This is a genomic window from Bacillus sp. FSL R5-0512 (assembly GCF_038593295.1).
GTDB lineage: Bacteria > Bacillota > Bacilli > Bacillales > Bacillaceae > Bacillus > Bacillus safensis.
The window spans coordinates 2006250-2018277 of the sequence record NZ_CP151982.1 but is presented as its reverse complement, the minus strand read 5'-3'; the positions used below and the strand labels follow the sequence as shown (position 1 = coordinate 2018277).

The 12028-nt window shown below is 41.1% G+C and carries 12 protein-coding genes; 9 read left to right on the top strand and 3 right to left on the bottom strand.

Annotation, left to right across the window (positions count from 1 at the left end; genetic code table 11):
* The first annotated feature begins 63 nt into the window (after positions 1-63).
* The 7 genes from dinG to NSQ25_RS10175 all read left to right on the top strand — a co-directional run bounded on the left by dinG (position 64) and on the right by NSQ25_RS10175 (position 7054).
* Entirely contained in the window at positions 64-2856 is a 2793-nt protein-coding gene (gene dinG, locus NSQ25_RS10205; protein ID WP_326136264.1) for an ATP-dependent DNA helicase DinG, read from the top strand.
* 132 nt (positions 2857-2988) lie between these two features.
* Positions 2989-3159, top strand: coding sequence for a YpmA family protein (locus tag NSQ25_RS10200; RefSeq protein ID WP_065214698.1), 171 nt, complete (start codon positions 2989-2991; stop codon positions 3157-3159).
* Between the two features lie 12 nt (positions 3160-3171).
* On the top strand, positions 3172-3657 hold the full coding sequence (tseB, locus tag NSQ25_RS10195) for a cell wall elongation/penicillin-binding protein regulator TseB (protein WP_267587444.1): 486 nt from the start codon (positions 3172-3174) through the stop codon (positions 3655-3657).
* A 114-nt stretch (positions 3658-3771) separates the two neighbouring features.
* Complete coding sequence (gene asnS, locus NSQ25_RS10190; protein WP_326136265.1) at positions 3772-5064, top strand: asparagine--tRNA ligase; 1293 nt, start codon at positions 3772-3774, stop codon at positions 5062-5064.
* 99 nt (positions 5065-5163) lie between these two features.
* Positions 5164-5868 (top strand): DnaD domain-containing protein, encoded by a 705-nt coding sequence (locus tag NSQ25_RS10185; RefSeq protein WP_034280461.1) that lies wholly within the window; start codon positions 5164-5166, stop codon positions 5866-5868.
* A gap of 17 nt (positions 5869-5885) precedes the next feature.
* Positions 5886-6548, top strand: coding sequence for an endonuclease III (gene nth, locus NSQ25_RS10180; RefSeq protein ID WP_034280464.1), 663 nt, complete (start codon positions 5886-5888; stop codon positions 6546-6548).
* Entirely contained in the window at positions 6545-7054 is a 510-nt protein-coding gene (locus NSQ25_RS10175) for a YpoC family protein (protein ID WP_111926517.1), read from the top strand. Before nth ends, NSQ25_RS10175 begins: the two co-directional genes overlap by 4 nt.
* A gap of 36 nt (positions 7055-7090) precedes the next feature.
* On the opposite strand, the gene NSQ25_RS10170 is transcribed toward NSQ25_RS10175, so the two are convergent.
* Together NSQ25_RS10170 and recU are read right to left on the bottom strand one after the other, a co-directional pair.
* Positions 7091-9799, bottom strand: coding sequence for a PBP1A family penicillin-binding protein (locus NSQ25_RS10170; protein WP_144496180.1), 2709 nt, complete (start codon positions 9797-9799; stop codon positions 7091-7093).
* Positions 9800-9818: 19 nt separating this feature from the next.
* Positions 9819-10454 carry a Holliday junction resolvase RecU gene (gene recU, locus NSQ25_RS10165; protein WP_034280474.1) on the bottom strand — a complete coding sequence of 212 codons (636 nt, stop codon included), beginning with the start codon at positions 10452-10454 and terminating at the stop codon, positions 9819-9821.
* Positions 10455-10500: 46 nt separating this feature from the next.
* Here recU and NSQ25_RS10160 point away from each other — a divergent pair, with 46 nt between their 5' ends.
* On the top strand, positions 10501-11457 hold the full coding sequence (locus NSQ25_RS10160; RefSeq protein WP_061109278.1) for a DUF2515 domain-containing protein: 957 nt from the start codon (positions 10501-10503) through the stop codon (positions 11455-11457).
* A 23-nt stretch (positions 11458-11480) separates the two neighbouring features.
* Here NSQ25_RS10160 and sspM read toward each other — a convergent pair whose 3' ends face one another.
* On the bottom strand, positions 11481-11585 hold the full coding sequence (gene sspM, locus NSQ25_RS10155; RefSeq protein WP_024422772.1) for an acid-soluble spore protein SspM: 105 nt from the start codon (positions 11583-11585) through the stop codon (positions 11481-11483).
* Positions 11586-11782: 197 nt separating this feature from the next.
* On the opposite strand from sspM, the gene NSQ25_RS10150 reads away from it, so the two are divergent.
* Positions 11783-12016 carry a DUF5446 family protein gene (locus NSQ25_RS10150; protein WP_326136266.1) on the top strand — a complete coding sequence of 78 codons (234 nt, stop codon included), beginning with the start codon at positions 11783-11785 and terminating at the stop codon, positions 12014-12016.
* The last annotated feature ends 12 nt before the right edge of the window (positions 12017-12028 follow it).

The window sequence follows — 12028 nt, the reverse complement described above, 5'->3', positions numbered from 1 at the left end:
CATCTATTTTGTCCAGAGTGTGTTTCACTTCAGGGTGAAACGAGGAATTGAGGTGTCCATTTTATGACCGATCAAAGGTTTGTTGTCGTTGATATTGAAACCACCGGAAATTCACCTAAAAAGGGTGATAAAATCATTCAAATAGCTGCGGTGGTCATTGAAAATGGACAAATTGTCGAACGGTATTCAAAATATGTGAACCCGGGAAAAGCAATCCCTGGATTTATTGAACAGCTGACAGGCATTCAGCAGCACATGGTTGAGGATGCGGTGTTTTTTGAGGATATTGCCCAAGAGGTGTATGATCTCATACAGGGTGCTTATTTTGTTGCGCACAATGTTCATTTTGACTTGAATTTTTTAAATGATGAACTAAAAGCATGCGGGAAAAATGAGCTGGATGTGCTAGCAATTGATACAGTTGAGATCTCTAGAATTCTTTATCCTGAGCTTGAAGGTTATAAGCTCACTGAATTAAGTGAAGAGCTCATGCTTCCACATGACCACCCGCATAGGGCGGATAGTGATGCGGAAGTTACTGCCATGTTATTTTTAACTTTATTACATCAATTAAAACATACACCGAAAATTGTGCTGAAGCAGCTGCGCAGATTATCCTCTTATCTCCTAAGTGATATAGGACTTTTAATTCAGCAGCTTGAAACAAGTCATGCTAGCCGGGAAGATTCTTTGGTGGAAGTCGGCTCTTTTGCTGTAAAAGATGTCACCAATCCTATCAGTAGGGCGACACATTCAGTAGGTGAAGATGATGAACAGCTGTTTGAGGAAATCAAAAAGAAGCTTCCGCAAACGGTAGAAGGCTATGAGGTAAGAGAAGGCCAGCTTACAATGATGAATAAAGTGAGAGATGTGTTTCATGAAAGAGCCTATGCATTAATTGAGGCGGCACCGGGTATTGGGAAAACGCTCGCTTACCTCATCCCAGCTGCTCTAGAAGCGAGGAAATCAGGAAAACCTGTCATTATTAGTACATATTCCATACTTTTGCAGCAGCAAATGCTTCAGCGCGATGTGCCGATGTTGAATCAATTGCTCCCGTTTGAGCCTGCTGCCTGTGTATTTAAAGGTCGGGCGCATTATATTTGTTTAGATAAGTTTGAGCATGTGCTTCATGAGGAAGATGATAACTATGATGTCGTCTTAACGAAGGCGCAAATTTTAATGTGGCTCCTTGTAACAGAAACAGGTGATTTATCTGAACTGAATTTACCGTCAGGAGCTGCCAATATAAAAGACCGCATTTCCTGTGTGCATATGCCGTTTACATCGAAAAAGCGCCGTTTTAAAGAGTATTGCTTTTATGAGCGCGCCAAAAAAAGGGCAAAAACAGCTGATTTAATTTTAACGAATCATCGTCTGCTCTTATCACAAACGGAGGCATCGTCTATCTTTCAGCATGCTGACGTATATGTGATAGACGAAGCCCATCAATTTGAGAAAACAGCCAATGAAACCCTAGGGGATAGTGCGTCTTATATCCAGCTTCACGCGAAGTTAACACAGCTTGGCTCCTTGCAAGGCGGATTGTTAAAGAAACTGAAAAAGAGATTTCATCATGCAGGGTTACAGACAGACACCTTTATTGAAATGGATGAGTATCTCAATCAGCTTCAAATGGAAAGTGACGCTTTCTTTAGCACCGTCCATTCATTTGTGAAAAGGACAAAACCAAAAGCCGACATCAATCGTCTCATTCATAGAGTACGTCATCATTCAAAGCATGCTCAGTGGAAACGGATTAAAGAAACGGCAAGTAAGCTTTGTTCCTTGTTAATTGCTTGTGAGAAGCTGTATGAACAGCAAAAAAATGAGCTTCTTCAAAAAAGTGATCAGCTGACAGAACACTTTGCCTTTGAAGCAGAGGAATACGACCAAGTCATGTCGTTTATGCATACTTTTTGCAGTACACTGTACCGGTTTATCTTTGAACCGAAAAACGATGAAACGGTTTGGATTGAAATTGATGCAAAAGGGGCCAAAAACGCTGTCTTTATGCATGCACAGCCGTTAGATACTGGGGAGCTTTTGGCTGACCGTTTCTTTATGAACAAAAAGAGTGTTGTCCTCACATCAGGGACGCTTACCATTAATCACCGTTTTGATTATTGCTTGGAACGGTTTGGCCTGCAAGATTTTTACCCTCATCTTGTGCAAATTGATTCACCTTTCGAACTTGAAAAACAGCTTAAGGTCATTGTTCCAGCAGACATGCCGCCGATTACAAACCGTGATGAACGAGATTATGTAAAGCAAGCCGCACTATATATTAAGGTCATGGAAAAGCAGCAGCATGCAAAAATATTGGTTTTGTTTAATTCACATGAGATGTTAAAAGCAGTCTATGAAGAGCTAAAAACAGAAGGGATGCAGTCAGCCCTTTTTGCTCAAGGTCTAACAGGCGGAAGCCCCGTAAAATTAACGAAAATGTTCAAATTAGCAAAACAGGCCATTTTACTTGGTACGGGTAGTTTTTGGGAAGGTGTTGATTTTCCGGGCGCAGAGCTGACAACAGTCATCATGGCACGTCTTCCGTTCCGGCCGCCTGATTCTCCGCTTATTGAAGCCAAATGTGATGCAGCAAAAAAACAAGGGAAAAATCCGTTTAAAGCCGTCGCTTTACCAGAAGCTGTGTTAACCTTTAAGCAAGGAGCTGGACGCTTGCTGCGCTCTGAAAAAGACATAGGCACATTGCTGATTTTAGACCGCCGAGTGAAAACCGCTTCATATGGAAAACTATTTTTAGAATCACTCCCTCATGCGCCGGTTCACGAGATGTCAAAAGAGTCACTTGAGGCGTATATAGAAAACCTTAACAACGAAAAGCCGCTGTCATAAGCGGCCTTTAGCTGGTGTGGGTTTGGAGTTAATTTATCGTAACGGCTTTTTGTGTTCCGTTGTAAAAATAGTATCGGTTCCCGTGCAGAAAAGTATGACTAACAATATTTACGTACCGAGGAGGAATTAGAAGTGGAAAGTAAAATAGAGGTACTTTCAACTGTTCAAATTAAACATTCAGAAGACCTGTACAAAATCGTTGACTTATTGAACAGAACGCTTAAAAGAGAAGATCTTATGTTTGGATTAGCATTAGATCAAGAAGATCAAAATCAAGCGGTATTTACGATATACCGCACATAGGGGAAGCTTGACATGAAAAAAATAGTCTGGATTATTTCATCTGTAGTGGCTCTCGTTCTGCTTATTGGCATCATCAGCTTTACGTGGATTTATCAAATTGCCATGGGACAAAGAGAACAAGGGCATGAAGCAGCGATCGAACGAGCAAAAGAACAAGCAAACATCGTACAAGTGGAGCAAGTGGAAACCTTTGTCGGGAAAGAAAAACAATTTATTGTTGAAGGGAAAAACAAACAGAATGAAATGACCTACGTTTGGGTTCCTGCCAGCAAAAAAGAAAAAGTGATCGCAAAAAAAGCAAAAGAAGGCATTACCTCGAATCAAGCAGTACAAGCCGTTCAAAAGGAGAACACGGTCTCTAAGCTAAAAGAAGTCAAATTAGCGAGAGAAGGTGACGTACTCCTTTGGGAAGTGACGTACTTAAATGAGAACAATCAATATAGCTTCAGCTATGTCGACTTCTCGACAGGACACGTGGAAAAAAATTTAACACCGTAGTTTCTCCTGTCTTGCGTTGACCATGCTGATTTAGAACGGTTATAATAAAATGTATGAAAAAAGATTCACACCTGTCTAAAGGTGAGTTTCTTTCTGGCTTTGGAGGGAATTATGTTGAAAACAACGATTAATCAAGTGTTCAAACACGTCGATCAAGAAGTAACCATCGGCGCATGGATTGCCAATAAACGTTCAAGCGGAAAAATTGCATTTTTGCAGCTGCGTGACGGGACAGGCTTTATTCAAGGAGTCGTAGTAAAAGCAGAAGTGGAAGAGGAAGTCTTTAAGCTGGCGAAATCAGTCACTCAAGAAACATCTGTCTATGTAACAGGTCAAGTGACAAAAGATGAGCGTTCACCGCTAGGTTTTGAATTGCAAGTGAAATCCATTGAAGTGATTCATGAAGCGACAGATTATCCAATTACACCAAAAGAGCATGGAACAGAATTCTTAATGGATCACCGTCATTTATGGCTTCGTTCTAAAAAACAGCATGCCATTATGAAAATCCGTAACGAAATTATTCGTGCTACATATGAATACTTCCATCAAGAAGGTTTCGTGAAAGTAGATCCGCCAATTTTAACTGGAAGTGCACCTGAAGGCACAACGGAACTGTTTGCTACGAAATATTTTGATGAAGATGCATACCTTTCTCAAAGTGGTCAGCTTTACATGGAAGCTGCGGCAATGGCACTCGGAAAAGTATTCTCATTTGGCCCAACATTTAGAGCTGAAAAATCTAAAACGAAACGTCATTTAATTGAGTTTTGGATGATCGAGCCTGAGATGGCTTTTGTCGAATTTAATGAAAACCTTGAGTATCAAGAAAATTATGTGTCTCATGTTGTTCAAAGTGTACTTGAAAACTGTAAAGTGGAGCTGCAAACACTAGGCCGTGATACAGCAAAATTAGAAAATATCAAAGCACCATTCCCGCGCATCACTTACGATGAAGCGATTAAATTCTTGCAGGAAAAAGGCTTTGATGATATCAAATGGGGAGATGACTTCGGAGCGCCTCACGAAACAGCGATCGCCGAAAGCTATGATAAACCAGTGTTTATCACTCATTACCCAACATCATTAAAACCGTTTTATATGCAGCCAGCACCGGATCGTGAAGATGTTGTCCTTTGTGCAGACTTGATTGCACCAGAAGGCTACGGAGAGATTATTGGCGGTTCTGAGCGTGTTCATGATTTAGAGCTTCTTGAAGCAAGATTGAAAGAACATGGGCTTGATCAGGAAACTTACAAATGGTATACAGAATTAAGACAATACGGTTCTGTACCGCATTCAGGTTTTGGTCTTGGACTTGAACGTACAGTTGCTTGGATTAGCGGAGCGCCGCATGTGCGTGAAACCATTCCTTTCCCAAGATTATTAAACCGTTTATACCCTTAAGACGTGAAAGCCTCCAACAAATGGAGGCTTTTTCAAACGTCTTTTTAGAGGGGCACGTGAAATAAAACGTGATATACTTAAAATGAAGAGGTGTATCCGATGAATAGACAGCAATTTATTAATATGCAGCAAATGGGGTCGACAAGTTTGCCTAATTTGCTGATTGCTCATTATGAGCAGTTAGGACTGAATGAATCACAGATGATGGTGATGCTTAAAATTAAAATGAATGAAGAACAAGGCGTTTTCTTCCAAACATTTGAAGAGCTTTCTCAAGGCATGACCATTTCAGCGGAAGAGTGTGCGTATATGGTTCAGCATCTCATTCAAAAAGGATTTATCTCGATTCAGCCATTTGAAGACAGGTCTGGTATTCAGCATGACCGCTATTCAGTAGAACCTTTATGGGGCGTGCTGTATGACTTTTTAGAAGCAAAACAGGCGAAAGAAGCGCAAAAACATCATGTGCAGGCTGAAAAATCTTTATATGCTTTATTTGAAGATGAATTCGGCAGACCGCTGTCTCCTCTTGAAGGAGAAACACTTTCGATCTGGATGGATCAAGACCATCATGATACTGAGATGATTCGGCTGGCGCTAAGAGAAGCCGTTTTATCAGGGAAATTAAATTTCCGTTATATTGATCGAATTTTATTTGAGTGGAAAAAGAAAGGGCTGAAAACAGCGGAAGAAGCAAAAGAGCATAGCCAGCATTTCCGGTCTCAGCAGAAAACGCCGCCTTCAAAAGAAGAGACGTCCACCTATAAACGACAAGTTCCTTTTTATAATTGGCTGGAACAATAACCAATAAAGGAGAAGGCATGTTAACAAAAAAACAAATCAATGAGTGTTTAGATATTATAGGAGATATGTTTCCAGAGGCTGAGTGTGAGCTTGTTCATGACAATCCATTTGAGCTTGTGATTGCTGTTGCACTCTCTGCTCAATGTACAGACGTGCTTGTAAACAAGGTCACCAAAACGCTTTTTCAAAAATATAAAACACCAGAAGACTATTTAAGTGTACCGCTTGAAGAACTGCAGCAAGATATTCGCTCGATTGGTCTTTATCGAAATAAGGCTAAAAACATTCAAAAGTTGAGCAAAATGCTGATTGAAGAATATGGCGGTGAAGTACCAAAGGACCGGGATGAGCTTGTTAAGCTTCCTGGGGTTGGCCGGAAAACAGCAAATGTCGTCGTTTCGGTCGCTTTTGGTGTACCGGCAATAGCAGTAGATACACACGTAGAACGAGTCAGTAAACGTCTAGGCATCTGCCGCTGGAAAGATTCTGTGCTTGAAGTAGAGCAAACCTTGATGAAAAAGGTGCCTAAAGAAGATTGGTCTGTGACGCATCACCGTCTGATCTTTTTTGGGAGATATCATTGTAAGGCGCAGCGGCCGCAGTGCGAATCGTGTCCGCTTCTTGATATGTGCAGAGAAGGGCAGAAGAGGCTGAAAAAAGGATTGGTGAAGCTGGCATGAGCGGGGCAGCTGTTTTCACCTCATATGTCGAAAAGCTAAAAGAAAAAAAGGTAGAGATTAAAGGTGATCGAGTAGATATACTGAGAGCCAATCCGCTCGCATATGATCTATCTTCAGAAGTTTTAACAGACGAGTTTCCATGGCAGGAAACGGAAGAATTTGTTCCTGTGATGTTTGAGCTGTGGGACGAATTAAAAGAAAAAATGCTTCCTCGTTTCCAAACAAGAAAATCCCGCTGTGAAGAAGATGATATGCTGCAAGGAATCGTCAGTATGATTGCGATGTTTTACTGGATCAAAGGGGAGAGTGTCCAAACGTTTGAATGGGAACATATCAAGCAAGAGACATTTCCTGTTGCTCCGATTAATTGGACGGAACGTTTAGAGTTCATCTTGCTAAAACCAACTCAATATCACTGCTTTATTCAATTGGACGAGCTATACAGGGAATTAAAAAAGCAGTATGGAAAATATGAAGCACTTAAAAAAATCAAACAGCAGCGTTAAAAAAAGCACTTGCCATAGGAGGCAAGTGCTTTTTCATTATTCATCTTCTTTTCGAGAAGTAGCATTTGATTGCGAATTGGAACTTTGAGAGTTGGCTTTCTCATCATCTTTCTTTTTATCTTTATTATCAGTTTGCGAGTTGCTGTTCCCATTTGTACTGTCTGAGCCATTTTCTGAAGAACCATTATTTCCGTTTTCTGTATTTCCACCTTGGTCCTGATCCTTATCTTGATCTTTTTTGTCATCAGGCTTTTGCTCATCAGTGCCAGGGGGCTGATTTTTGTTATCGTCTGTTTGGTCTGTCTGTTCGTCGTCAGGTTGCTGCGGTTCTTCTTCTTCTTTATTCTCATCATCCGCTTTTTCTTCCTCATCTGCGTCATCCTTAATGGTGAGGAAGGTAGAAGCCGCTTTACTCGTGACATCATCTACAGTGGCTGTCACTTGGAATTTATAAGTGGAGCCAGGCTTCACATCAGAGATGACCGCTTCTTTAGCAGAGCTGTTTTGAATCTCTTTATAGCCGCCATTATCAACCGCTTGCTTGACATTAAATGTAGCATCAGCGTCGTCAGAATAGCCCCAAGTCAGTGTGATGGATTTTTTCTCTTCATCATACACCGCTTTTAAGTCAGAAGGCTTATCGGCTTCTTTTTTCTCAAAAGTGTCAGACACTTTTGTTGGAACCGTACCTTTTACAAAGTATTCTGTTGTCTTCTTGTCACTTGGTGTATTCGGTCCGGCTAATTTTGCAGGATCGGATCCTTTTTCAACCGTAGCTTCAACGACACTGTCTGGTTTTTCAAATGAGCCGCTTCCATCATCAATTTGAGAAATCAATCGCTGGAAGACAATTTTGGCAACACGCTGCTCGTTTTCATTCAGCCATACTTTGCCGTCTGCATCTTTTGAATTACCGATTCCCGTCCAAACGGCTGCTGTGTATTGCGGAGTATAACCGACAAACCACGAATCTTTTGCACCGCCAGAAGGGATATTGTGTGTCTTAATATCTTTTTCTATAAAGTTCGTTGTACCTGTTTTACCAGCTACTTGAACGTTCGGTACTTGTGCAAGTGTACCAGTTCCAGATTGGACAGCAGTTTTCAGCATATCTGTGATCATAAATGCTGTATAATCACTCATTGCTGCTTTTGAGTCCGGCGTAAGGTCAAGTTTTGTCCCGTCATTAAATTCAACAGACGTGACAGCATGCGGTTCGTTATAGTATCCGTTATTACCGAATGCACTAAATGCTCCAGCCATCTTAAGGGAGGAGACACCATCGTCAAATCCACCGATTGAGTAGGACTCTGGAATGTCAGAAGGTAAGTCCATACCTAAGTTATTAGCGAATTGAACGGCATTGTCTGTACCAGCTTCTTGGAAAGCTTTTAGGGCAGGAATGTTACGTGATTGTGCCAAAGCACTTCTCATCGACATTTTCCCTAAGTGTCTTCTGTCAAAGTTATTAATCGGCGTACCGTTTGAGTACGTATACGGTGCATCATCAATTTGCTGATATGTTGACCATTTTTTGTTTTCAATGACTGGGCCGTAATCTAAGATCGGTTTGATTGTGGAGCCTGGCTGGCGTTTTGCATCCGTCGCATAGTTAAAGCCGCCGGCTGGTACATCACGTCCACCGCCAATGGCGCGAATTTCACCATTTTTCGTATCAAGCAGAGTCACACCCGCCTGCATCCCTTTCGTAAATCCAACTGAATCTCCATTGATGATTTCAGTTAGATGATCCTGTGCATTTCGATCAAGTGATGTATAGATTTTTAATCCATCAGTTGATGCATCCACTTTGGCTTTTTTCTGTACTTCTTCCATCACTTCTTCAATGTAGGCAGAGTACTTACTAGAGTTTTGGCTCTTATATTTACTAGCTGAAACAACTGTCTTGCTGACAGGGGTTGCTTTTGCAACGTCATAGTCTTTTTCTGAAATGTAGCCTTGTTTTTTCATAAGGCTTAAAACGATATTACGGCGTTTTTCCGCTGCCTCGGGGTGTTTCACTGGGTTATAGGCAGAAGGACTCTGCGGCATACCTGCAAGTGTAGCAGCCTGTGCAACGGTTAGTTTATTTAAATCTGTGACTCCGAAAAATTGTTCAGCTGCTTTCCCAACACCATAAGCATAAGGAGAGAAGAAAATACGGTTTAAATACATTTCTAAAATTTCATCTTTAGAGTATTTTTGCTCAAGCTGAATCGAGAGCCATACTTCCTGTACTTTCCGTTTTAACGTCTTTTGATTGCTTAGGAGGGAGTTTTTCACAACCTGCTGTGTAATTGTACTTCCGCCTTCAGCACCAAAGCCGTCCTCAACGTTTGCGACAAGTGCACCGCCGATACGGATTGGATCAATCCCGTGGTGCTTATAAAAACGTGCATCTTCAGTCGCAATAAACGCGTCTTTTACTACATCGGGTATATCTTTTATCGAGACATACGTTCTTTTTTCTGCACCAACTTCTGCAAACACTTTCTTGTCTTTATCATAAAGCTTTGAAGAGTATGGTGTTTTAAGCTTACTATCATCAATAGAAGGAGCGCTTGATGCAAAAACGGCAAAAGTTGTGATTCCGGCAACTAAACAAAGTAGACCGATCACGAGTAAAGATAAAAATATTTTTTTAAATAGACCTGCTTTCTTTTTGCCTTTTTTGTTCTTTTGCTTCTTATTGTTTTCTTGACTTGCTTTACGTCGCTGTTCACGACTTGTAAATTGATCAGACATCACATCTCAACCTTTCGTGTTAAACCTTTTTCGAACGTAATTGCTGCTTGCTTTCATCCGAAAAATGAAGTGTCTCCACTACTTTAATATAATCAATTCTTGGCGAATATCCAAGTGTCATTATGTGGCCAGCTTCCATTAATTCGTCTTTGCTAATGGATTTACGGCCGTTTTTTTTCTGCCGCTCCCAGAAGAAAAAGAGATCTGAAGCGGGCAAATAATAAACGGAGCCAAAAGCGGATATAATAACGAAACAAATACCGCCTTGCTTTTCAACCTGTTTCATATGCTCAATTTGATGGTCGTGGAAATTTTTGAGCGGAAACGAGGTAGTGCTTTTGGTTTCCTTTGCTTCAAAATCGATATAGCGGCCTTTATACACCCCGTTATAGTCTGTTGTGGATGATTGTTTAAAATAGGCTTCTTTAATGACAGCAGCACTTCTTTTTGGATAATCCACATTCACAATTTGAACTGGGGTAGGCTTTTTATGAATGACTGCGATCCCGTTGACCAAATAGTATTGGTTTGTTTCATTTAAATCAGCCTCAAGCGTCATCCCGCGGTTACTATAAGAGGATTCGCCGCTGATTCTTTTTTTTGTCCCAATTTGTTGTATGGGCTGATACGATTTTCCGTTTGGATACCGAATCATCAAGTTTCAGCCTCCTTTTAATGCATTTTGTATTGGAGAGATCACCATGTTGTCCCAAGAAGAGCATATCATCACTCAGCAAATTTTGCGTGAAACGAAAGCAAAAAATAAAGACAACCTGACGAGAACAAATGCCTACAAGCGCTTTTATGACCGGCATCCAGAGATGAAATGGTCGCTGCTCGCTTCCTTTGTCTCGAGAAATGCTGGGTGGTCCATGACGGATTTAAAAGGCGAGCTCTTCCATCCAGGTTTAACGGATCAGCAGGGGCACCTTTTTTTCACAGCATATGAAAGAGCGAATTGGCTGATCTTTTCGGATGCTTACCCTCAGCTTCTTTTGTACGAATGGTCTAAGCGATGCAGTAAACCTTTGTTTCATCTGCTGCCTTATTTCTCCGTGTCTCGTTTTATGAGCGCTGAGTGGGAACGCTTCTGGCTAAAGCGTGACACAGAGCGTCTGCTTTATGCACTCATCATAAATGAACAATATACTATACAATCTCCTATTATACAAAATCCTCTTCTGAAAAAGAATGTTTTTCACTCGATTCAATATCTTTTCAGCGAGTGGGGACATTTCCAAACCGTTGTTTTTCCAACGGTGGACGGGCATTTGTACGGCTTAACCATACGGAAGTTTTCCAATGTAAAGGATCGCATTACATTAGGTAAAAAACTAGCGAAACTATTATTTCGAGCCGATTTGTTTTCGGATTTTTATCATTTTTTGCATACCGTTCCGCATACGGGATCTCGGTTTGATTTTGAACCGTTTTTAGGGATCGCTAGAAGGTCAACACCTTTTCTTCGGACGGTTTATCCGGTGATGACACATTCATTAGACGATCAAAGGGAAGATTGGTTTCAAAAGAAATTGAGTCCATCTTTATTTGAGGCAGAGCCGCTGCCAAAGCAGATTGAGCTGACCGACTGGTATTTTCATAAAAAAAGACAGCTTCGTTTTCTTTTCTCATTAGAGCACTATTTTTTGCATAAATAAAAAGCAGGGGGTGCCTGCTTTTTTTACGTAGATGGACGATTAGGACCGCCGAGCTTTTTATCCAGCTGATCTGGACTGTTTTCTTTCCCTTTTGGTTTTTGCTCTTTTGGTGCTGGCTGCTTTTTCATGAAATCTACCTCCTTTTGTCTTTAGAATTTACACAATCGGACGCAATCATACAAAGAAGGACAAGCATCTGTCGAAAAGGAAGAAATAGCGCTTATCTACACTTAGATTGGCGATTTGCTTCTAGTTTTGTCATGTGTGAAGGAGGGTGAGAAAGAAAAGAGAATGTAACGAGAGACGATAAAGGAGGAATCTGATGATGAGCGAATTTGTATCAAAAGAATCCATTATGCAGTTGTTAGAGGAAATCGAGCGAAAAATTGATGCGGTAGAGGAAGAGCTGTCTCTTGCTGTGAAGGAGACGAAACGTGCAGCGATAGAAGAGCAAGAACAAATGATTGACCGGCTTGAATCAGAAGTAAAGGACTGTGAAGTGAAGCTTCATGCAGCCGAGTATAAACTGGCAGCAAGACCGGCATATCACGCCGGATAGCTTTTCTATTTG